This is a genomic window from Haemophilus parainfluenzae (genome assembly GCF_014931395.1).
Taxonomy (GTDB): Bacteria; Pseudomonadota; Gammaproteobacteria; order Enterobacterales; family Pasteurellaceae; genus Haemophilus_D.
The window spans coordinates 576,558-599,767 of sequence record NZ_CP063120.1; the positions used below are offsets into that span (position 1 = coordinate 576,558).

The 23,210-nt window shown below is 39.3% G+C and carries 15 protein-coding genes; 1 reads left to right on the forward strand and 14 read right to left on the reverse strand.

The genetic code is table 11. The features are described from left to right. Nucleotides 1–204 precede the first annotated feature (204 nt). From INP94_RS02815 to INP94_RS02865, 11 genes are all read right to left on the reverse strand, one after another. Entirely contained in the window at nucleotides 205–618 is a 414-nt protein-coding gene (locus tag INP94_RS02815) for a hypothetical protein (RefSeq protein ID WP_197543974.1), read from the reverse strand. A gap of 10 nt (nucleotides 619–628) precedes the next feature. Next, a complete protein-coding gene (locus INP94_RS02820) occupies nucleotides 629–5,077 on the reverse strand; it encodes an RHS repeat-associated core domain-containing protein (RefSeq protein WP_197543975.1) in 4,449 nt (1,482 codons plus the stop codon). A gap of 6 nt (nucleotides 5,078–5,083) precedes the next feature. After that, nucleotides 5,084–5,521, reverse strand: coding sequence for a DcrB-related protein (locus INP94_RS02825; RefSeq protein ID WP_197543976.1), 438 nt, complete (start codon nucleotides 5,519–5,521; stop codon nucleotides 5,084–5,086). Nucleotides 5,522–5,750: 229 nt separating this feature from the next. Then, nucleotides 5,751–10,214: a S6 family peptidase gene (locus tag INP94_RS02830; protein WP_197543977.1), complete on the reverse strand. Its 4,464-nt coding sequence runs from the start codon at nucleotides 10,212–10,214 to the stop codon at nucleotides 5,751–5,753. A 301-nt stretch (nucleotides 10,215–10,515) separates the two neighbouring features. Next, nucleotides 10,516–10,818: a YMGG-like glycine zipper-containing protein gene (locus INP94_RS02835; RefSeq protein ID WP_014064485.1), complete on the reverse strand. Its 303-nt coding sequence runs from the start codon at nucleotides 10,816–10,818 to the stop codon at nucleotides 10,516–10,518. A gap of 294 nt (nucleotides 10,819–11,112) precedes the next feature. Then, a complete protein-coding gene (locus INP94_RS02840; protein WP_197543978.1) occupies nucleotides 11,113–11,544 on the reverse strand; it encodes a hypothetical protein in 432 nt (143 codons plus the stop codon). Between the two features lie 29 nt (nucleotides 11,545–11,573). Then, nucleotides 11,574–11,987: a hypothetical protein gene (locus INP94_RS02845; RefSeq protein ID WP_197543979.1), complete on the reverse strand. Its 414-nt coding sequence runs from the start codon at nucleotides 11,985–11,987 to the stop codon at nucleotides 11,574–11,576. 450 nt (nucleotides 11,988–12,437) lie between these two features. After that, nucleotides 12,438–13,619, reverse strand: a complete 1,182-nt coding sequence (gene purT / locus INP94_RS02850) for a formate-dependent phosphoribosylglycinamide formyltransferase (RefSeq protein ID WP_197543980.1) — start codon at nucleotides 13,617–13,619, stop codon at nucleotides 12,438–12,440. Between the two features lie 9 nt (nucleotides 13,620–13,628). Next, nucleotides 13,629–14,132, reverse strand: coding sequence for an S-ribosylhomocysteine lyase (luxS, locus tag INP94_RS02855; protein ID WP_049365080.1), 504 nt, complete (start codon nucleotides 14,130–14,132; stop codon nucleotides 13,629–13,631). A gap of 256 nt (nucleotides 14,133–14,388) precedes the next feature. Beyond that, nucleotides 14,389–14,868, reverse strand: coding sequence for a YqaA family protein (locus INP94_RS02860; RefSeq protein ID WP_197543981.1), 480 nt, complete (start codon nucleotides 14,866–14,868; stop codon nucleotides 14,389–14,391). Next, nucleotides 14,868–15,467 (reverse strand): beta-phosphoglucomutase family hydrolase, encoded by a 600-nt coding sequence (locus tag INP94_RS02865; protein ID WP_014064499.1) that lies wholly within the window; start codon nucleotides 15,465–15,467, stop codon nucleotides 14,868–14,870. The genes INP94_RS02860 and INP94_RS02865 overlap by 1 nt, the downstream gene beginning before the upstream one ends. Nucleotides 15,468–15,578: 111 nt before the next feature. On the opposite strand from INP94_RS02865, the gene INP94_RS02870 reads away from it, so the two are divergent. Continuing rightward, nucleotides 15,579–15,944, forward strand: a complete 366-nt coding sequence (locus INP94_RS02870; protein ID WP_049368183.1) for a hypothetical protein — start codon at nucleotides 15,579–15,581, stop codon at nucleotides 15,942–15,944. A 22-nt stretch (nucleotides 15,945–15,966) separates the two neighbouring features. On the opposite strand, the gene ppx is transcribed toward INP94_RS02870, so the two are convergent. The 3 genes from ppx to tamA are packed head-to-tail and all read right to left on the reverse strand — an operon-like array spanning nucleotide 15,967 to nucleotide 23,159. After that, the gene (gene ppx, locus INP94_RS02875) at nucleotides 15,967–17,511 is read right to left on the reverse strand and encodes an exopolyphosphatase (RefSeq protein ID WP_197543982.1); all 1,545 of its coding nucleotides are present in this window, start codon (nucleotides 17,509–17,511) and stop codon (nucleotides 15,967–15,969) included. An 8-nt stretch (nucleotides 17,512–17,519) separates the two neighbouring features. Then, a complete protein-coding gene (tamB, locus tag INP94_RS02880; protein WP_420026409.1) occupies nucleotides 17,520–21,419 on the reverse strand; it encodes an autotransporter assembly complex protein TamB in 3,900 nt (1,299 codons plus the stop codon). A gap of 3 nt (nucleotides 21,420–21,422) precedes the next feature. Further along, entirely contained in the window at nucleotides 21,423–23,159 is a 1,737-nt protein-coding gene (gene tamA, locus INP94_RS02885) for an autotransporter assembly complex protein TamA (RefSeq protein ID WP_197543984.1), read from the reverse strand. Nucleotides 23,160–23,210 lie beyond the last annotated feature (51 nt).

Consider the following 23,210-nt stretch of genomic DNA (forward strand, 5'->3'; position numbering starts at 1 on the left):
GGGTTACCTCACAATCACTGATGAGGATAAGATTAAGGTTGCTTTGGTGGTTGATTTCATTGTCTGTGAAGCAAGAAAAGTGCGGTCAGTTTTTTAGGTATTTTTTACTAGAAAATACTTTGAATTCTGACCGCGCTTTTGTTTGATATTCTTTACTTTTTAAAGAATGGAGAGATGATAAAGTAAAGGCATGTTTGCAAGGATTTATTTTTTATTTTCTGAATAAAATTTCCAATATTTTTTATCAAACTCTTGGAACGCCCGTTTTTTCCCTCTTTGATAAGCTATTTCAAAATACTTTAGAGCTTCATCTATCTCATTAAGTTCGTAGCAAACTCGACCCATTTGAAAATATTCATATGCTCCATCTTCAGCAGTATCATTATGCAACGCTTTTTCAGCCCATTCTTTCGCCTGTATAAAATCAGAACTATTAAAATATTCATTAAATATACAGTCAATAATCCAATTAGATATTTGCTCAGGCTGTTTATTTTTGGGCTCAGGTAATTCATCCCATAGATTCAAAAGGAAAGGAATAGTTTCTTTTTTATTAGATGGTTTGAAGCTTTCCATTTTTTGAACTATTTTTGCTATTTGTTCACTAGTTAATATCATATATTATTCCTCATTTTAATGGTGGTAAGTATATTTCAGAAAGTTTAGCGCCTTGAGAGCGATTTATTGAGTAATATTCTAAATAGTAATTATCAGCATTTTTCATAAATTCCCTTACCTCTGGAGACCTTGCTCCATATTGTCTTCCTGTGGAATTCCACCAGCTTACTGCATCTATTTTATGTGCCATGTCTGCATCTGATAGAGGGCGCCATACACCTTTGGAGTCTTTAAATTGCGTTTTCCCTCCCATTGTTCTAATTTTCCCCTCTTTGCGCATTCTTTCAATTACTTCTCTACCTGTTTTGCTATTTTTACTTGGTGTTTTCCCCATATATTGTTTTCGTAGGGATTTACATCTGGCCAACCCAAACGGATCTAACCAATCCCAAGGATTATGCACATAAGCATAAGGCGTTTCACCACCCGCTAGTCCAATCGGGTCGGATTTTAGATAACAACCACTTTGTGGGTCGTAATATCTAAAACGGTTATAGGCTAATCCACTTTCTTGGTCAAAATATTGTCCGGCAAAGAGCAGATTTGGATTTAACGGCTCAGCTTGTTTGCTTTCCCAACTTTCGAGCAGTGGCAAACCCCATAAACTACTCGGGGCTTTTCGCCAAGTGCGTTTACCTTGAGGATTAAATAAAGCAAGTGGCTGACCATTAGGCTGACAGACCGCATAGTTTGTGGTTTGCGTCCAGGTTTTGTGATGATTGCGAAGGTCAGTTTTAAAGTAACTGTCCTGCTGTGCAATCAGCTCCCAACCATTGAATACATTATGCCGTTGGCTTTCTAATGTGTTATAACGCTCAGTTTCTTGGTAAGCAACTTGGTCACCATCCCACAAGTAAGTAGTTTTTATGTTTCGTTGCGGACAAGCTTTCTCAATGCGTCGACCAAGAGCATCATATTTATAATACCAAACTTCGCCCCATTCATTGGTCAAACTTTCTAACTGATTATTACCATTCCAACGATAATAAAGGGTTTTACCTCTAAAACCGTCTTTAATGGTGGTTTTCTTTACTAAACGCCCAGCTTTATCATAGCTGTAATAATTATTGCCTATACGATTGAGTTTATTGCCTTGTTGGTACAAATCCAAGTTATCAATCTTAATTTGTCCATTGTAACGATAATCATCTGCCTGAATATACTGTCGACTAATATAACCACTTTGGTCATAGTGATAGTTTTCACGGGTTTGATATTGGCTAACCACTTGGGTGATTTGGTTATTACCATTGACGACAAATCTCAAGGATTCGATTTCATCATTAGCGGCCATGGTGTTTAAGGCTTTATCGTATTGATAGGTTCGATTTAGTTCAGCAAAAGTAGGGCTATCAATACCTGTTTGTTTTAATGCTTGGCTATCAAAGTGATGTGTTGGCTCATAACCGGCACGCTGACGAATCGGCAGATTCATTTCATTGAATTGCTGATTGAGAATAAAGCCAAGATTGCTTTGGCGACTGATTTCATTGCCTTCGTTGTCGTAAAGGAAATGGAGTGTATGGACTTCTTTTTCTTGGATATCGGTTTGTTGGGATTCATTTTCCCAATTTGGCAATTGTAGCTCAACCAATTCGCCCAGATTATTATATTTGAATCGGGTAGTAATAGGCTTATCTTGACCAGCTGGATAAAGCACACGAGTCACGGTTTGATTGATATCATCAAAAGTGCGGTAGATTTTATGGCTGTTTTGTGATTCTTCAATTACCCGGTCATTGATATCATATACATAGGTTAATGTACTGTCTGTGGATTGAATGTGTGTTACTCGTCCCGCATTGTCATAGGTATAGCTAATTACATCATCAACGGTAGTGAGTTGAATTAATTGTCCGTTAGCATTGTATGTGTATTGCGTTTGATGCCCTTCGCCATCGGTAAGCGTATTTAACGCCCCGTTAGCATCATAAGTGTAATGCCAGATATTGCCTGCAAAATCTGTTTCAACTTCAACTTGTCCATCAGCGTTAAAAGCGTAGGTATATTGTTCTCCTTTTGGGTTGATGACTTTGCTTAGTTTTAAACTGTCTTTGTCATAGTCATAACGCCATACATGGCCTTCACCGTCGATTTTCTCAATCAATAAGTCAAATGCACCATATTTCAATTGCCACACCACACCGTTAGCATCGGTGTATTTGGTTAGGTTGCCATGTCGGTCATAAACTTGGCTTTCCTGACTTGCATTTGGTCGATTGATTTGTGCGAGCTTTTGATGATGAGTATAGCCATAATGCCAATGTTTACCGCTTGCGGTTTGTAAGCGACTGATTTGGTCTTCATTATTATAAGAAAGCTGAATGCGACGTTGCTCGGCATCTTGTGTTTCGATTAAACGATGACGAGGGTCATAACGATAAGCCGCTTGAAGTTGAGCTTGTGCCGAATTTTGCTTGGTGGCTTTGGAAACAACGTGGGTTAATAAGCCATATTCATTACGCACAAAGGCGGTTTGGCTGCCATCTGGCGCGGTGAAAAGTGCGGTCGAATTTTCTTCTGTTTTTTGTTCAACCGATGTCCACACCCGTCCAATTGGGTCTTCAATACGGATGAGTTGTTCTTCTTCGTTATAGGAATACGTCCATTGATTTCCCATTGGGTCAGTGAACGCGCTGACAAGGCCTGTATCCTCTAAGTATTCAAAACTTACTTGAGTTTTATCTGCAAAGGTTTGCGAAAGAAGATTGCCAAATTGATCGTATTCAAAGCGAGTTACCGAACCCATTGGTGAGGTAATGGTAAGTGGCTTCATGATTTGCGAGTCAAAGTCATATACCGTGACATGGCCTTTGCTATCACGAACCTTGGTTTGATTTTCAGCATATTCAAACCATACAGGATAGAATCCATCAGCCCCTACGCTATGGATAACACGACCATGCTCATCATAATGATAGTCTACCCAAGTTCTATCCTTATCTTCCCAACGGATAAGATTAGCTTGGTTATCGTAGGTATAGAACAGGTGATAATCAAGTAAGGCATCGGATTCAATTAAATGACCTTGTTCATTTTGTACATAGGAAACAAGGATTTCATTTAAGCCGTTATCAATGCGATGAATTTGGTGTAACCACTGCTTTTCGCCCTGAGTTTTATAGTCAAGTGCAAGTACAATGCCATCTGAATGATTAATTTTAACTAAGCGCTTTTTCTGGTAAATAAACTCAACTTTATTGCCAAAGGTATCTTGCCAATAAGAAATAGGATAAATTCCGTCTTCAAGCAGAGGAAAGCCTAAGTCATCGTTGTGCTCATTAAAAGCAGGTGTTGTGATATAGAAACGTTTAGACAGTTGTGCTTCACGATCATAAAGCTCTAAAAAGTCTCGATAACGATTTAAGGTAAATTGTGGATGATCAGGGTTAAAAGATTGCATGCATCCGATTGGTAAGGAAAAACGCAGATAGGTTCCTTCTGCAGTAGCAATCTTAATTTGTTGACCTTGCTGGCTAAGCTCGACAGATTCGGAGAAGTTATCAACCCAAAAACGTCCACAAAGTCCATCAGCAAAACGGTCTTCTTTACTTCTAGCCCAAGTGCGGATAAAGGAAAGCGGAATGGTTTGACCAAGCGTAAAGTCAACGCGCTGTTCGACCACTTGCCCTGTTAAAACATCAATAGGGTCTCCTTTTACCCATTTTTTTCCGCCTTCAGTAAAGCGCTTAAGCCCTTTATTGTTTTTAAAAGCTTGCTTTGCACAGCCAAAATTTTTAATAGCGGATGCGTTTTTAGGGTTTAATGAGCGGGCTGCTTTTTTGGCAAGCATTGCAGCAGCAGCTTTAGGGCCTTTAGTTGCTATAGCTTTAAAACCAGCTTTAAAAACTTTTAGTAAACCTTTCCCTGCAGCCGCAGTGGGAGGTACAACAAATTCTACCGCAATGAGTGCTAATCTCTGAAGTTTATTAAATTCAGGCTCCATCTCTGCATAAGTGCCTTGTCCTGAACCAATATAAACATTAGGAGAACCATCACTAATTTTTGCACTACATTTTGTGCCATCTCCTTTTCGAGCAACAGGGAATCCGTTGACAAACACACTTTCACTACCTTGGGCGATGATTTTAGGCCCATGGTTATCACATTTAATGGTTGGAGTTTGATCTTTAGCATTAGATGGTGTTGCATAGGCAAGTTTTCTTTTATTGACGGATACATTAATGCTACCCTTGATAATAAAACCATCAGGATCGTCAGATTCAAAGAAATTTTCTACCGCACTTTTTACTTTATCGATAGTACTGCTTACAACAGGTGTATTTAATAATACCATTGCTGCTGCAAAGCCACCTATTCCCCCTAAAAAGAAGCCACAAGCAGAAATTACCCCAAACTCAATTATGGCACCAGCTGCTGCACCAGCCAACGCTGCCATAAAACTTCGGTGTTTAAATGGGTCGCCAACGCGAGCCGCTGGCATAGCAGGTGTTGTCATCGTAATTTAATTCGTTTTTGAGGTGGTTTTAAAGGAATAAACAACAGTAAGTAATGCTTCTTTTTTATTTGGAGAAAAAGATTCTTGTGCTGAATAAGTAAAAGTTAATAATTTATTTTGCACAATATAAAGCACAGAAAGTTGATAAATTGGACCTTCAGGTGTATCCCAGTAATAATCTAGCAAGTAAGCAGGCTTTCCCTCTAAGGTAACTTCTCGGCATTCATTTTCTTGATATCCGTTGAGATTATGACGAAATTGCTCAATAATTTTTTGATAAAAATCTTGGTCAGAAATGTCTTCAGTAATAGGGGTTCTGTTGATAACAAGATTTCCACCGGAATGGCTGTTGAAGGAAAAAACATTGAGGGATTCGTCTTGCCAGTTATTAGGCAGTAAGAATGACCCTTCATTTATCGTATAGTGTTGAGCATTTGTTGTCATAATTAAACGTAAAAGTTAACGAATATTGAGAGAGACGATTATTCCTATAGCCTAACATAGGTGGAATTGTGCTGCAATGGGGGGAAATCATTGAAAATAATATACAGATTGTATTTTTGAAAGTGCGGTCGTTTTGGGATTCAATTTTTATAGTAACAAAAATCTCCATTGCCTTTTCAGTCAATGGAGATTTTTTATTAATGTTTAAGCATTAAATGGATTATTCAAATTACCAAGTATAGCCCAGTTTAAATGCGGCATATTTTTGAGTGGTAATATCAGACCCTTTAAGCATACCCACTTGTGCGCTAACTTGCCATTGATTGAATTGAGCAGCAAGTCCTGCTTCGTGGTTGAAATAACGTCCAAATTGTTGTTGCATACCGATATTATTTACTGACAATGCACCATTTACAGCCATTTTACGCTGTGTTGCATCATTGTAGTAAGACGCTACGCTTGGTGTTAATTTTACACCTGCTACATCAAAGGTTTTGCTTAACGCTAAACCTACACGGTAAGTCATAAGATTTAATGCTTTGTTTTCAACTTTTGCTTCAGCGAGATGATAATTCGCTTTGGATAAACGGTTATAACGTATACCAATAGATGGTTGAACGTTTACACCCCAATCCCATTGGATGCCAGCATTTACCCCAGCACTAAATAAGCTGCGGTGGAACACATTGTTTTTACCATCAAAATCAATGGTGTTACGGCTGCGGCCATAACCTAGGTCAAGACTCGCAAATATGCCATTGTTCCAATTACCTTTTACATAGGTGCTTAAAGCGGTTAGGCGATTTTTACCACTCACGTTTTCAGCAAATGTGTTGTTTGCACGAGAATGTGATAACACTGCACCAACTCGTACATTATCATTTACATTATTTGCCACACCGATTTGTGTCATTGTTAAGCTTTGTTTGTATGGGCGATAGAAATTAGAACGATAGTTCTGTTTCGTTGATTCAGTATTTACCCATACATTCGAATTATCTTGACTTAATAAATGACGATCAAGATTACGTGCGATTTGTAACGCTACATTTACGTTAGCTGACATTTCAGATAATGCAGTATTAGAATAACGACTCACTAATGCAGATTGAGGTTTGTTATTTTCTAAATTTGCTTGTGTAGCTAACATTTCAGCGACTTTAGCGTTGGTACTTTCTGAATTTTTTGATTCATTTTCTGCTAAGAATTGCTCGATTTCAGATAAACTTTCATAGTTGTTTTCTAAACTCGTTAACACTTCTTTAGATGCATTTTCTACCGCTTCTTTCGCATAAGCAATAGCTTGAGCATCACCATCATTCATCGCTAATGCTAGAGCTTTTTCTGCATTTTCTAAACGTTGAATCGCAATATCTAACTCATTTTCAAAGCGAGTTAAATCACTTGTATTTGCAATTCTCAACACTTTAGAACAAATAGCATGGCTAGCACCTTGTGCTTCGCATAGTTCACGGGCTTTATCAATATTACCTGTCTTTTGAGGTGCTTTACTTGCTTCTAAGCTAGTAATATCTTGGCGCAATTTTGCAACCAAATTTGTTGCATTTGTTTGCGTTTTCAATAATTCAGCCGCTGCATTTTTTGCTGTAGATAAACGATTGTTTTGCTGCTTCAATGTATTGATTAATTGAGTGTATTGGCGATACAAATAGTTGCGTTTTGCCTTTTGATTTTGGCCTACCGCATTATATTGCTCCACTATATTTTTCAATTTTGCATCTGTTTGATTAACTGTATTTTGCAGTCTATTCACTTCTGCATTTTTAGCATCAGTTTGTCTTTTAGCTCGTTCATATTGCGCATTTAAACTGTTAAGCTCACGTTGTTTTGCCTTAATTTGACGCTGTACAGCCTCATACTCTTCTCGGCTGAGCTCTTGAGTTTGTGTGCTCGCACCATGGTTTACTTGCGCATCACGTAATGGGTTATAAAGACGATAGTCGTTATTGTTATTCGCTAAAATATAACGATAAGCACCAAGGTCCACATAGCCGTTTTCTAATGTGAAACGAGCGTTCGCATTATTTTGTCCCGGATTGTTTAATTTCACTAAACTTAATGGGCTGATTTCATTTGGTTCAGCACCCGTGTTTTTTAATGAAAGTTGGAATGCACCATTGGCTAAACCATTGACAACAATATGATCACCACGGCGTTCAGCTACATTTGTTAAGAAGCGGAAAGAACCTGTACCAGTTAAATTACCATTAATGGTTAACTCATTAAAATCGATATTACCTTTATGGTTATTCCCAATTTCATCATAACGTTGGTTTAATGTAATTAGGCTGTTTGAAAGCGCTAAATTACCTACGTTGCTGTTGCCTGTTAATGTCCATTGGCTTTCTGGCTTCAAGGTTACCTGGGTTTGTTCATCTGCGTTAATGCGACCAACCAAATGTGCTTTTCCTAATTGGAGTTGGCTTTGGTTTTGTAAATTCACATTACCCGTTACTTTAGTCGTTGGTAATTGGTTGAATACCGACTGACTTAATACCGCATTGTTTTCGCACTTAGTTTCACCTGTATGAGTTGAGCGCATACAGTTTTTCGATTCACCTTGAACAAAGCCTAATTTAATTTGCCCTTGATCTTTAGCATTGAAATTACCGTTTAATTGAGAAACATTACGTCCGCTTTCAAGTTTTGCATTGCCAGTGACGTTAAATTCACGTGCGGTGAATTGGCGATCAGTCCATTCATTTTCTCTTACCACTTCTTTATTTCTTAGATAATCGTAAGCATGTGCGACAGGCACACCAGAAAGAACAACGTTGCCTTTTTCAACGTTTAGGCTACCATTTAAATTCGCCCCACCGTTCAGTAATAACAAGTTATTGGAATTACTTGGGTTAAAGGTTACATTTAATCCACCGTTTGGACGACTGCTATCTGTTTCGCCTAACGTACCGCTGAATGTTGCCAGTGAATATATTTTTGGGATTGCTTCTGCTTTATTACTGCTTAAGAATTCCCAATCATTACTTGAGTTTTGATCAACTGGGAAGTATTGATTTGGGTTACCATTTGGTTTTAAGCGGAAATAATCAGTGCGGTTATTTCTATGTGTATTAACGTATTCATAAATACCAAATACCGTTTGGGGTTTTTTACTCCAATTTACCCACTCTAATTCATTTTCAGCTAAATCTTTGCCGATGGTGATAGAAGCAGTTTGATTTCGGTTATGGTTGACAATTTTTGCACCATCATCTGCATTTTGAATATAGCTAAAACTGAGTGCATTACCATTAAGATCTAAACGTCCACCACGGAAACCAAAGTAAATTTTATTTGGATTAACTTGTTTATCATTCGCTAGTACGACCGTACCACGACCACTTGTGATCCCAACTTGATTAAAGGCTTGTTGTTGGTCATTTTCTGCTTTCTGATCCAAAATAACCGTACCATCACCTACACTAATGTCGCCAAGGTTTTTCCCTTTACCATTGACTAATAATGTACCCGTACCCAATTTAGATAAGCGATCACCTTGTGGGTTTTTCACCTGCCAGTTCACGGTTTTATTACCATTGACCACAACACCTGCACCTGTCCAAGAATCGTTGTTGTTACTTGCTCGAACAGTCATGTTGTTATTAAAATAAAGCGCACCAGCACCTTGGTTAATGGTATTTTCGAGTATAAGTTCGCTGTTTTCTACACCGCTAAAGTGAACAGTTTTACCATTAGCAAGAGAAGGTCGTTCTATGCCATTATCAAGATATTTTTTAGCAGGATCCGCTAATTTTAATTTCGAACTTGAAGCGCCCTCACCTTTCCAATAATTTTCTTGAGCAGTAATTCGAAGATCAATTTCATCATCTTTGATAGTATTTGCCATATAAACGTTCTGAGCGACAGTATAATCATTGCGAGGATCGCTCCATAAGGTTGCAAGTGTTCCCGCTAATTCCCAGCGTTTTTCTTTCGCATCATAAACCAGTAATGGAGATCCGCTATCCCCTTTTTGACCATAGGTAGGTAATCCATCCTCAAAGAGGTTGCCATTAAATTGCATTTGATTGGAATCAGAACTATTTATACGCATTGGTGTGCCACCAATTAAATATTGGTGGTGATATGCAACATCGCTATCTTGACCATATTGATTGCGAGATTTTTGAGTACCAGATCCGACGCGTACAAAATAAGGATAGCGAGATTTGTCCAACATTGCATTTTTGCGTGATTCTGCGTTATTTACTGGAATCGGTGCAACTTCTGTTACTAATTTATGTAAACGTGGGGCGTTAAAATCTAAGTCTGGGTGCTCATTTAGATCAACTGTTAAATAGGTGAAGTGATGATTATCAGGGTTGTGGCTATCTTCTCCGAATTGTAATGGTACTGAGTTATAGTAGCTTCCCATGTGTTTTACACTAGCTACATATTGTGGATGGAAAAGTGTATTAAAACCTTCTCGACGGTTTGTTACGGCAAGATCAGGCATTGGTACATTCGGTAGCATAGTGCCGACATACTGCCCTTGATTGTTATAAATACCAACATTAGTTGCTCCTTGACGGAAAGCACCTTTATTTTCAGCAAAATCACGGAAGTATTGATAATCGACATCGTTACGAACGGTAGCACCTTGTGCTGATGCACAAATAACAGAGACCGCCACAGCCGCAAGGGTTGGGCGAAGTAGTTTGATTTTATTCATATAAAATTACCTTAAGGTTTAAAAAGTTATTTATCTTTAAAAATGTTCATCAAGAGTTTTATATGACCTTATGCCTATTTTGACATTACATTGATTAAGTGGTCCAACCTCTATTAAACGGGCTGAATTATAACACTAAGTGTGAGGTTATTGTAAATACCTGATTATATTAAAAAGCTTTGAAATAAACAGATTAGCTATTTAAATGACTTGTAACGTGAGTAAATTTGAAACCATCAAAAAAACGACCGCACTTTGATTTGTATCTCAAAAGTGCGGTCATTTTTATCTGTATTTTGAATTAATCATCCCAGTCGTCATCCCAATCACGGTGTTTTCTATGGTGGTGATGTCTTTTATGTTTTTTATGATGGCGATATTCTCTGTCATCGTAGTCTCCGCCTTTATTCACTTGACTACCGATTACACCACCTAATGCTGCGCCGCCGAGTGTTGTGGCAATATCACCACCTAATAAACCACCGGCTACGCCACCGATTGCTGCACCTGTTGCAGTATGACGTTGTTGTCTGTCCATTTCACAAGCGGTTAAGCTTCCTGCTAATGCAACAATCACTAACCCTTTCATCAATTTAGATTTCATAAATCTACTCCTCTATTTTTGTCGGGATTGCTTGCCTAAGCACTTATGCAATCCGGCGTGTAAAAGCATTCCTTTTACGATTGCTTTGACTATGAGGAAAATTAGTTAGTTCAAACGGCTCGTTCAATTGGTTTAAGAATGAACAAATTTTGGTATGATTGTGAAGGAGTTGTATTGCTAATAAAATCAGGTATCTTGATGAAAGTGTTATGTTATTGTAATAATAAAAGTGCGGTTAAAAATCACTGTGTTTTTAACCGCACTTTTTGTTGATATAAGACCATAAAGAATGGATTAAATATTGTTGCTTTTATCTAAATAAGATTTATTTTTTAATAATTTTCCTTCTTTACTAAAAAACAACTCAATATAAAAATCACGTCTATTACCTAAGTAACCTTCACCTTTTTTATAGAGTGCAAATAGTTTATTATCTGTTTTTTCTAAAATTTCAAATTGGTTCGAAATTAAATCGCTTATTTCTTTCTTATCCATTCCTGAATGAAGATATTTGGAGACAATATGGCTAACATCCGCACGTTGACTTGCAATGTCAGTAATACGGGTTTTAAAAACCTCATCTAGCATTAAGTTTAAATCTGTTGCATTACTTTTTCTGTCTGAAATTGAAGATTGAATCCCAGAATGATTCTCATGTCCACTCGCTTCGCAGCCAATTGAAACCAGGGAAAGTAGAGCAAGGGATATTGTGAGTAATTTTTTCATGTTAAGTACCTTTTATTATTTCTTGGGTTTCAGTTTTCAGCATCTTCTACAATTTGATATTCAAGAGCTAACGAATCTATTCCTTTTTTAGGTGAAATAACAATATGATAAATGCGTTTTGCTCGACCACTTCCTGAGCTATGTCCAGTAAGTTTCGTTCTAATATATCCTGAATACTCGCAAATTTCTTTTCCTGCCTCACAAGTCATACCCATTTGGGAAACCGCTTTTTTGATGCTATCAACACGATTATCACCATCTAAATGAGCATAAATCAATTTGCTTAGCGCTTCTTTTTCCGGCTCATTAGGAAATCTTTTCGTAATATATTCTTTAATTTCCCCTTGAGGTAAATTATCGTAATTAACGGTCATTCTGGGAAAACCTAAATCACAAGCTATTAAAAGAAGAGATAGCCCTAAAATAATGGTGCATTTTTGCATATTAAAATACCTTTAATTGATAGTAACTCAAGACATTATAGCAATAAAAATTTATTTTCCGATAATAAATCATTCAGTTATTTGGGGTAATTACATAGATAAATTCTCTTTTCTAAATAACATAAAAAGAACATAAACCATTTGGCAGATGGGATGTGTTGACATAAGCCGTTATCATGTTTGCAAGTAATTGGAGTTCTAACATTTAGAATCTTGGGTAGGGAAAAAATAGCTCATTGAATTTTAATGGATAGGTATTTCAGTAATATATCCAAAAGATTAAGTTTTCTAACGTTAGGTTTTTAGTGGCTTTTAAATTTTTAGCTACCTGAAAGGTATATAATTTAAAATATCTAGATATAAAGTGCAGTCAATTTTTAAAGAGTTTTAAAATCTCTTTAAAACTGACCGCACTTTTGTATTTTCAACGATACTTATGTTAAGCAAACCTTATAATTTCACATCCAACTTCGCGTAAGCACGTTCTACTTTTTCTAATGCTTTTTCTACGGAAATATCACGAGCGAGTAAGACACCTAAACGGCGATGGCCATTGACTTCGCCTTTGCCGAAAATGCGAATATTGGTGTGGGGTTCAGCCAATACTTCGGCGATATTGCCAAATTGCACGTTTTTCGATTGGCCTTCCACCACAATCGCTTTTGAAGCCGATGGACTAATGAGGGTGATTTCTGGGATAGGTAAGCCTAAAATCGCACGGGCGTGTAAGGCGAACTCAGATAACTCTTGAGAAATCAATGTCACCATGCCGGTATCGTGTGGGCGCGGGGAAACTTCATTGAAGATAACTTCATCACCACACACAAACATTTCTACACCAAAAATGCCGCGACCACCTAATGCAGTGGTAATTTTCTCTGCTACGTCTTGTGCTTTTTTCAAGGCTGCATCAGACATGGCTTGTGGCTGCCAAGATTCGCGATAGTCGCCATCTTCTTGACGATGGCCAATTGGCGCTAAGAAGCTGGTGCCATTAATGTGGCGAACGGTGAGCAAGGTAATTTCATAATCGAATTTAACAAACCCTTCCACTATCACGCGTCCCGCACCTGCTCGACCACCTTGTTGAGCGTAATCCCAGGCTTTTTGTAAATCGTCTTTGGATTTCAAAATACTTTGACCGTGACCAGAAGAAGACATAATTGGTTTCACCACGCAAGGAATACCGATTTTTTCAACCGCACTTTGGAAGTCAGCAAAGTTATCGACAAATTGATAAGGTGAAGTTGGCAAGCCAAGCTCTTCGGCAGCTAAACGGCGAATGCCTTCGCGATTCATCGTCAGCTTGGTGGCTTTGGCGGTAGGAACAACATTAAAACCCGCTTTTTCTAATTCAATCAGCGTATCAGTCGCGATGGCTTCCACTTCCGGCACGATGTAATCTGGGCGCTCTTTTTCCACTAAGGCTTTGAGTGCTGCACTATCTAGCATGGAAATCGTATAAGCACGATGTGCTACTTGTTGTGCTGGGGCGTTTTCATAACGATCGACGGCAATCACTTCCACGCCTAAACGTTGTAATTCAATCACCACCTCTTTGCCCAGTTCACCAGAGCCAAGCATCATCACTTTAATAGCATTCGGGGTTAATGCTGTACCTAGGGTTGTCATGTTGTGTCCTTATTTTAAGAAAGATTCATCAAGTGCTAAATCGTCATTTTTATTAATCCCCACACCGCGAGCAATCACATTTTTAGCAATTTCATGTGCTTCTTCTAAAGAATGCTCGGTGTAAGTCCCACATTGGTATTCGTTTAATTCAGGAATTTGGTTTTGATCTTGCACGGTTAAAATATCTTTCATGGAAGCTAACCATGCATCAGCTACTTGTTGCTCGTTTGGTGTGCCAATTAATGACATGTAAAAACCGGTACGACAGCCCATTGGGGAAATATCGATGATTTCTACATTGTCATTGTTTAAATGGTCGCGCATGAAGCCTGCAAATAAATGCTCAAGGGTGTGAATCCCTTTTGGTGGGAGAATTTCTTTGTTTGGAATGCAAAAACGAAGATCAAAAACGGTGATGTCATCGCCCTTTGGGGTACGCATCGTTTTGGCAACACGTACAGCAGGGGCGTTCATACGGGTGTGATCCACTTTAAAACTGTCGAGTAATGGCATATTTATTTCCTTGAAAATCAGTGGTTTGTAAATTAATTGCAAGTTTTTGTAAATTTTTTTACATTTTTTTACAATTTCTTTGAACTTTTCTTTTTAGCGTCGGTCTTATAGAACAAGCAACTTGCAGTTGTTTTAATAAAATTGGTTCCTTAGGTTATTTGCCCCTTACTCGATAAGGGGCGTTTTTTTATCTGTTGAATATTAATTCGTCTTTATTCTAGCCCACAACCACATTATGCACAAAGGCTATTCTCGGCTATGACACGAAAGGTAAACTGAACAAGAGCAAGGCAATATAACGCAGTCCTTTTCCAATCGTCATAAAAATCAAGCAACTTAGCCAATTCAATCGAAGCCAACCGGCTACCGCACAAAATACATCCCCGATAATAGGCAACCAGCTCAATAATAAAGTGATGGCGCCATAGCGTTGTATTTTGTTTATCGCCCATAAAGTGCGGTCATTTTTGCTGTCAATTTTCGGAAACCATCGCCCAATCCAATAAGTGGTGAGGCTGCCTAGCGTATTGCCTGCGGTTGCCATAAAAACAAGCCAAAAAATATCCGCACTTAATAATGATCCGAATAATACTTTTGGCGCAGCCAGGGAGACAAACACAATTTCTGAATTACCCGGCAAAATGGTGGCACTTAAGAAAGCACTGAAAAACATCAGCCACAAGCCATGGGTTTGCCAAAAATCAGCCCAAAAGCTAAAAGAGAAAATGTCCCACATTAGGCTCTAATAATCTCTCTCGTTCTGACATCAAACACATCCATCCCTGCATTTAATCCCGCTTTTACGCCGAGATCGGCATCTTCAAAGACGATGCAGCGTGACGGTTCAGCTTTTGCCAGTTCTGCACAGCGTAAAAAGGTTTCTGGATGCGGTTTATGTTCTTTCACATCATCAGCGCTGACAATGGCGTTAAAGTAATGTTTGATATCTAATTTTTGCATTAACATATCAATCATTTGGCGGTTCGAGCCTGAACCGAGCGCAATCGGCTTTTGTTGATAGTAATGACGCACCACGTCAAAGGTTGGGAGTAATTTTGATTCTGTTGGAATCAATTCATAGGAAAGTTTGCGTTTTGCTTGTATCACTTCATTTAAACGTTCTTGTGGCATACCGGCATCTTGCATAATGGCAGAGGCGATAGTGCTCACAGTTGCGCCACCTAAATCATACATTATTTGGCTGTTAAAACGATAACCAAATTGTTCCCCCACCATGTTCCAGGCTCGGGCGTGTACTGGCATGGTGTCGATTAAGGTGCCATCCATATCAAAAATCAGGCCATCATATTTTTCAAAAAGTCTGTTATCTATCATTTATTGCTTTCCTAGTTCGTAAATTTTTTCACTTTGTTTCAATTTTGTGATCTGTGCACTGGTAATTTTATGAAATAGCGGTAAAGTTATCCTATCTTAAAAAGGAATGTTATGTCGTTACTCAAACAATTAACCCGTTGGAAAATTCGCGGTCAGATTGATCAGGACGTTATTGATATTATTCTGACTTTGCAAAGTCGCCTAGAGCATCATTGGCGCATTGATGTGTCGATTCCGACCGTCATTACACTCTTATTGCATATTGCCAACAGCCTTGCCCGCTTAAAACGAGGCGGTTGCGTTTCCCCGCTTCATCAATCCTTTTATGATGAAATGCAAAGTGCGGTCATTTTCCCTGATGTTTTGGAAATTCACCAAGATTTGCTTTCTTTTATTCCGCAAGACATTCCAGAAGCCGAGCAGAGCTATTATCTCGCCAATATTTATAGCTTGCTGTTGGAGCAAGATAAAAAATAAGGGCACGAAAGCCCCTATTCTATCAGTTAAAAATCAAACTGAGTTCTAAATCTTTGAGTAAATTGCTTTCTAAGCGCAATTCATTCCATACTAACGGATTGTTATCCAAATAATGTTTCTCAAAAGTCAGTTCCCAAGTCTGCAAAGAGCGGTCAATTCTGAGATTAATTTTGTCGGTGCTGTCTGTCGCTTGGCGAGATTTATTTAAAATCACTGCAATGCGTAAAAGAAGCAGTAAAACAAGAACATCTTCATCCGCATAACGAGCAAAAATCGGTAAATCATTCTTTTTAAATGCACCCGTGTGATAACGAACTAAATTCACCAATAAGCGTTGCTGCTCGCGATCAAAACCCGGTAATTCTATATTCTGCAGAATATAAGCGGAATGTTTTTGCACATTACGATGATTAATGACAATGCCCACTTCCAATAAACGCGCTGCCCAAATTAACAGATTTTTCATCTCATCAGCAAGATACGGTTTTTGCCAATGGGTGTATTGGTCAATTAAGGTTTTCGCACTATTTGCCACGCGATCGGCTTGCGCCAAATCTAAGTTAAATTGTTCGGCAAGTCCTAATGCAGTACGAGTACGGATGTCTGAAACTTGGAAGTTTTTTTCTAAGCTGTAAATCACCCCTTCACGCAAAGCACCGTCAGAATAGCGCATATTTTCTAAGCCAAAAACGTCAAAAACGGCACTTAAAATGGCTAAGCCTGGCACAAAGACATCCACGCGATCAGGGTTTAGTCCCGCAATATTGAGTTCTTCAAAATGGGATGCTTGTAAGGTTCGTTCAATTAAATTTTGTAAGCGCTCAGTGGTGATGATACCGTTCGGATCAAGGGTTGCGGTAATCACTTGATAGACGGTTTTGATGGTGCCTGATGAACCGAGTACTGATTGCCAACCGAGCTTGCGATATTCCCAGCTTAAATCTTCAATTTTATTGACCGCACTTTGGCGAGCTTGCTCGAAGTTTTCTTTGGAAATTTCGCCATTCGGGAAGAATTTTTTGGCAAAGCTCACACAACCCATGTGACGACTTTCTGCCACTAAGGGGGTGAAATCATCACCGATGATCATTTCGGTTGAGCCACCACCAATATCGATGACCAGTTTACGTCCGCTTTCGGGTTGAGTGTGGCAAACGCCCGCATAAATGGTTTTGGCTTCCGTTTGACCGCTAATGATATTAATAGGATAGGGAAAGACAGAGGCAGCCTGACGTAAAAACTCGTCATTATTGACCGCTCTTCGTAAGGTATAAGTGCCTACGACATTTACATCTTCTGGGGCAAAACCTTGTAAGCGCTCAGCAAAAAGTGCAAGGCAACTTACACCGCGCTCAATGGCTTCTTGGCTTAATACATTGTGCTCATCTAAGCCATCGGCGAGCCTCACTTTTTGTTTTAAACGAGAAAGCACCTGGATTGAGCCATTGATAATCCGCGCCACAATCATGTGGAAGCTGTTTGAGCCTAAATCAATGGCGGCAATCTCCCGGGCCTCACTTCGGTGATGAGGTTCTACGAGTTGAGCCAGTTGCTTGTCGTTATGCATGTCCTTTCCTAAAATTCAAATTTATACAATAAATCAAAAACTTGGTTTGTGCTGGTTACTGATTGGAAATAAAGTTGTGGCATTAAGCGGTAACGCAAGGTCACTTCGGCTAAGCCATCAAACAATCCTACACCATATTTCACTTGTAAGCGTTTACCAATATTACCACTAACTTGTACTTTGGAGCTATCCCCAACACCGGCAGTGCCTAAGTTTAAGTCTTGAATACCAAAGGCTTCACCAATACCGCCGACTACTTTACCACTTTTCGCTAAACCTAAGCCAAGTAATGCCGCACCCACAGAACCACTGGAACCTGCTTCACCGCTGTTTTCTAATGAGCGACCGGTTAATAAATAAGAAAGTGCCTGGTCTTGAGATTTGGCCGGATCAGAGAAAATCGTGACTTGTGGGCTAGACGCCATACCAATCACTTTTACCCCCGCGGTCACTTTACTGTCTTCCATAGCCTCAGGGTTACGAATCGCTTCAATATTCAACATCGGCTGTGAAGGTAAACCAGAGAAGCTGATTTGTCCTTTACGAATTAATAAATCCTGTCCAAAAGAGGCATAACGACCATTTTTTAGGTTAATTTGACCAAATAATCCTAGCTTACCTTTATCCTGTTTCACCGAAAGTAAACCATCCAAATTCGTTTTTAAACCATAGGCATCTAAATGCACATCATCACCGATTTTAATTTTTAAATCAGATTGAATTTGCATCCCAGATTTCGTTTCTGAAGCAAATTGGCGATTGATGAGCTCTTCTTTACTTTTTCTTGGGCCATTTAAAATCACTTCATCTTCATTCACCGGTTCAGCATTGTCCGGTAAGCTTTCAATAGCAATTCTTGCCCATGGAATATCCACATTTCCGCTTAAATCTAAGAGTTTTGGCGAGGCTTTGACAACCACATTCGGGCTGACTTTTAATTTCGCCATAGACGGAATATCGACTTTGAAGTTATCCGCTTGCGCTCTGACTTCTGCCGTCCAGTTATCCATGTTAGCCCAGTTAGCTTGTCCATTAATATTGAGTTTGCTATCTGGTGTTTGAACATGGCCATTTAAGGTTGAAGAGGTGCCATTAAAGCGAATTGCCACTTGGCCATCAGTCACATCAAAAGGCAGGCTTTTCAGTTTCGATTTCACATTTCGAATATCAAAATTGCCGTTTAATAATGGTTTTTCTAAATTACCACCGAAACTTAAGCGAGAGACCACTTCACCATCTATGCTTTCACCGCTAGAGAAAAGTTGATTGGCTAAGGATAAGCGTAAACCTTCAATAGTAAAGGTACCGCCTAATTGTCGACCTTTACTTAAATCATTAATTTTTAAGTCTGTACCGATTCGACCTTGATTCTGAACGTTAATATCTGATTTCAAGGTTAAATTGTTATTTTGAATATCAGCATTCACACTTAATTTAGGAATATCTAGCTTAAAGGTGCGGTAGTCTAATTTTTGTGCCACACCAATATTATTGCCTTCCACTGCCACATTTAGTTGTAACGGTTTATCCGTGAACCACGCCACTTTACCTCGGCTTTGTAACTGGCCTTTGAGCGTGTCTTGTCCCATCAATTTATTCACTAAATCTAAATTAATACGTTTAAGCTCAAAAGGGACTTCGCCGTTTTTCCCTGCCGTAAATTGTTGAGGGAAGCACAGATCTAAGTCTTGGTTAATCCAGCAGTGTGACCCAATGGTGGCTTGGATTTTTTTATTGTCATAAGTCACAGGAATGGTTTGATTCACTTTAAAATCACCGATAGGTGAGTTTAGGCTCACTTGACTTAAATTGCCTTTCCATTGCTGAGAAGTGCGGTCAAAATTCCCCGAGATTTGTAAATCAGCTGCAACAGGTTCACCTTTTGATTTTAAGGTGAGCGTATGATGTTTTTCATCACCTGATGCATTCAAATCAATATTATGTAATTTGATGCTGTCACCATAACGGAAGTTTTCCGCTTTGACGTTAAGTTCACCTTTCACTTGTGGTTCACTGACAACATTACCTTTAATTAAGGCTTTAGATAAGTCTAATCCTTGGAAGTGCAAGCCTTGTGCAGTTAAATCGGTATTAATGGTTGGCGCAGTAAGTTTGCCTAAAATCTGTGCTTTGCCAACCACGGAACCCGCTAAATCTTGCCACAGACCACGCAAGCTTGGTGCGTTGATATCTAAATCTAGGTTTGATTTATCACCTAATGTACCTTTTGCCGCAATGCGGTTATCGCCATAGTTCAGCAATAAATCAGGAATGTTTAATAAAGTTTCATTACTTAAAAAGACACTACCTTTCAAGCTTAATGGGCGAGAGGAAAGACTACCGGTTAAATCCACGGTAGGTACATCCACTTTCCAATGATTGGAATCAGCGGAACCTTGTGAGCTCACTTTTCCCGATAATACGGCTGGCATGGCAGGCACATAAGGATGAATGTTCATTTTGTTTAAATCAGCCGTCATATCCCATTGTGCGCCATCTTTCCAGTTTGAGGAACCCGTTAAACGTGCCGTACCATCTAGGGCGGCAAGTTTTAATTCGTTGATGGTGACTTCGTAGAGTTTACCGTCTGCATTTAAATCAACGTGAGTATGAGGGATATGATCCATACCCTCCACGCCACCAACAACTTCTGCGTGATAATTCAATAAATCGCCTGTGAGTTTGATATCGACATCGTTAATTTTGAGTGGCGCTAGGCTGTCTGCAAAAGCATATTGACCTTTTTTCGCTTTTAACTGCAGATTTAGTGGCATTTTATCTTCGGCCAGTTTCACGTCACCCGTTAAGGTAGCATCAAGCACCCCCCGTGTGGTTAACGAAAGTGCGGTCGTTTTTTTCAATGAACCCGATACATTGAGATCAACTTTGCTAGCAGGCAGAATGGTTTTATCTTTTGATTTAAAGGCTTGGAGATCAGATTTTAATGTGAGATCAACCGGGAAATCTTCATTGAGCTGGAGTTGCCCTTGGCTAGAAAGTGTACCAAGAGAGCTGTCAATGTCGAGTTTTTGTAATTTCACTAAATGATCGGTGGCGTCCGCTTGCAATTCCACTTTGGGCACCGTGATTTTTTGGGTTTCTTCGCCTTTTTCATTGAACGATTGATATTGCCAGTTTGTACCCAAAACACTTGGAATGTGCATATCAAAAGGTAAGTTCACCGCATTTAAATTACCTAAAAAAGCCGGTGTGAGTGTTTGCTCAATTTGCGCCCAATCAACAGGTTTAGCGGGTTCTTTTTTCTCGGGCTGAGGGGGATTTGGTTGAGTTTGGGAGACCGTTGAGAAAAGCACATCTGAAAGCGTGGTGGGCTCAAGGGTAAGGCCAGATTCATTGTTTAAACTGACCGCACTTTGAAATGATGAAAAGGTAATATTGCTTTGATCGAGTTTCATATCAAAGTCAGTGACCGCCACATTTTTCACTTGCACAGAAACCGGTAAATGGATTTTTTCCATTGGACCACTTTCCGTTTGTTTCTCTTCAGAAGGTGGCATGACACTGGTATCAATGGCAATTTTCGGCTGCGTTAAGCTGAGATCATCAACAATAATATCACCCGACAGTAAACGAGCTAAATTCAGTTGTAAGCGCGTTTTAGGGAGAGCTACATCGACGCCGGTGGTTTGAAAACGTAAATTTTCTAAGACTAAACCATCTTGTAAGCCACCGCTGACTTGCTCAATAGATAAGCTATCGAGCATTTTATCAGCGAGTTGAATAAGGGCACGTTGTCCACTATCAAAAGACAGTGCTGTGACTAAGCCTAAAACAGGAATAAAAATGACCGCACTTCCGACACATAAAATTTTACGGCAGGTCTTTTTCTTTTTAACGGGTTGTGTGGTTTGGTTATCTGGTTGTGTTTCTTGTTCAGACATAGTCATACCCTAAATTTCAGCACCTAAGCCAATGTAAAATTGAATGTTTTTGCTGTTATCTTTATCTCGAATTGGCGTTGCAATATCAAATTTGATGGCGCCAACTGGCGATGCCCAACGTACACCGACACCCGCACCATAACGCAACTCAGTGGCTTTATAAGAGTTAGCCGCCAAGCCTGTATCTGCAAACACGGCACCCCACCAATTAGGGTAAACTTGATATTGATATTCAAGGCTACCTGTTACTAAACGAGAGCCACCCACGAGTTTTCCATCTTTATTTTTTGGTGAAATTTTCTTATAGCCATAACCTCGCACGCTGCGATCGCCCCCAGCAAAGAAACGTAGTGCAGGGGGAATTTTTCGAATATCAGGCGTATTTAAATAACCAATTTCTGCACGGGTAATAAAACGGTGATTTTCTGCGTACGTACGAATCCAGGCAGTAGAAGCTTGAACTTTAAAGAAATTAGCATCGGACATCCAAAGCTTATTCCCTAAATCAACCGTGATTTTTTGGGTATCTCCCCATGTTGGGAATTGACCACCTCTTAAACGGGTACGGCTAAAGCCCCCAGTTGGATAAACCAGGAAGGTTTTATCGGTGAAATCAGCTTGTGTGTAGCTGTCATAACGGACACGAAGACCTGCAAAATATTGCCAACCCTCGCTATTATTCCAATAACGTAATGCCGCGAAGGTGAGAGCTTTAGTATCCGTATCGTTTTTATTTTCTTTTTCATAACCTGTTGAAAATTCATAATAATAATTTAATGGATTTTTCAACAATGGCATTTTATAGGTGGCTTCAAAGTTTTGTTTTGGCGCAGAGACGTAAAGATTTGTACGGAAACTATGGCCTCGACTATTAATCCAAGGTTTTGTCCAACCAATTTGGACATGAGGGCCCGTATCAGTTGCAAAACCGACCCCGAGCTCCATTGAGTTTTTCTTACGTGGATAAAGTAACAGTTCGATATCCACTAATTTCTCTTCTTCGCGAACATGCGGTTGTAAAAGTACGGAGCTAAACCAGTTGGTGGAAGAAAAATTATTGGTTAATTCAGATAAATCACTGACTAAGTAAGGATCGCCCGATTTAATGTTGAGCATGTTTTGCAAATAGTCTTCGCGAATTTGGGAATGGTTGAAGGTGATGTTGCCATAATGATAACGCACACCACTATCAAACAGCATACGCCACCATGCTTCATGAGTTTCCGGGCTGATTTCTAAGCGAGAAATTTGGAATTTTCCGTCAAGATAACCACGAGCTAGAGCAAGGTTTGAAATGCTGCTTTTATAGTCATCGTATTTTTGATGCTCAACTAACTCACCTTGTTTTGGCAAGTTTTTACGGAGTGCCGTGAAGTTTTCGTCTTCTGCGGCTTCGCCTGTAATTTCAACGTCTGTTCCTGCAATTTTACTTGGCTCACCCGGGGTGACATTCGCAATAAGTAAATCTCGTTGACCTTTGCGTTTTTTTAATTCAAAGGCCACGGAAGAACCATAATAACCGAAGACTCGAAGGCCTTTATCAACAGCATTTGAAACTAATTGTTTATAACGATCTGAGCCGTCCATCTCACCTTTATCAATGAGTTTGACATTCATGTCAGTGTTGCGAATAGCACGTTCACCCTTGATCCCGCGGATCTCAATATCCACGGTTTGTTCTGCAAGGGCTGAAAAACTCATCCATCCAAGCAAAAGTGCGGTTATTTTTAACGAAATTTTTTTCATTTTGTTACAAGCTAAACTTTAAGAAGATCCACATCAAACCGCCTTAGTTTA

Excerpts from the sequence above, each read along its gene's own strand:
- INP94_RS02815 (WP_197543974.1), bottom strand. The coding sequence starts at position 618 with ATGATATTAACTAGTGAACAAATAGCAAAAATAGTTCAAAAAATGGAA.
- INP94_RS02820 (WP_197543975.1), bottom strand. The coding sequence starts at position 5,077 with ATGACAACACCTGCTATGCCAGCGGCTCGCGTTGGCGACCCATTTAAA.
- INP94_RS02825 (WP_197543976.1), bottom strand. The coding sequence starts at position 5,521 with ATGACAACAAATGCTCAACACTATACGATAAATGAAGGGTCATTCTTA.
- INP94_RS02830 (WP_197543977.1), bottom strand. The coding sequence starts at position 10,214 with ATGAATAAAATCAAACTACTTCGCCCAACCCTTGCGGCTGTGGCGGTC.
- INP94_RS02835 (WP_014064485.1), bottom strand. The coding sequence starts at position 10,818 with ATGAAATCTAAATTGATGAAAGGGTTAGTGATTGTTGCATTAGCAGGA.
- INP94_RS02840 (WP_197543978.1), bottom strand. The coding sequence starts at position 11,544 with ATGAAAAAATTACTCACAATATCCCTTGCTCTACTTTCCCTGGTTTCA.
- INP94_RS02845 (WP_197543979.1), bottom strand. The coding sequence starts at position 11,987 with ATGCAAAAATGCACCATTATTTTAGGGCTATCTCTTCTTTTAATAGCT.
- purT (WP_197543980.1), bottom strand. The coding sequence starts at position 13,619 with ATGACAACCCTAGGTACAGCATTAACCCCGAATGCTATTAAAGTGATG.
- luxS (WP_049365080.1), bottom strand. The coding sequence starts at position 14,132 with ATGCCATTACTCGACAGTTTTAAAGTGGATCACACCCGTATGAACGCC.
- INP94_RS02860 (WP_197543981.1), bottom strand. The coding sequence starts at position 14,868 with ATGTGGGACATTTTCTCTTTTAGCTTTTGGGCTGATTTTTGGCAAACC.
- INP94_RS02865 (WP_014064499.1), bottom strand. The coding sequence starts at position 15,467 with ATGATAGATAACAGACTTTTTGAAAAATATGATGGCCTGATTTTTGAT.
- INP94_RS02870 (WP_049368183.1), top strand. The coding sequence starts at position 15,579 with ATGTCGTTACTCAAACAATTAACCCGTTGGAAAATTCGCGGTCAGATT.
- ppx (WP_197543982.1), bottom strand. The coding sequence starts at position 17,511 with ATGCATAACGACAAGCAACTGGCTCAACTCGTAGAACCTCATCACCGA.
- tamB (WP_420026409.1), bottom strand. The coding sequence starts at position 21,419 with ATGACTATGTCTGAACAAGAAACACAACCAGATAACCAAACCACACAA.
- tamA (WP_197543984.1), bottom strand. The coding sequence starts at position 23,159 with ATGAAAAAAATTTCGTTAAAAATAACCGCACTTTTGCTTGGATGGATG.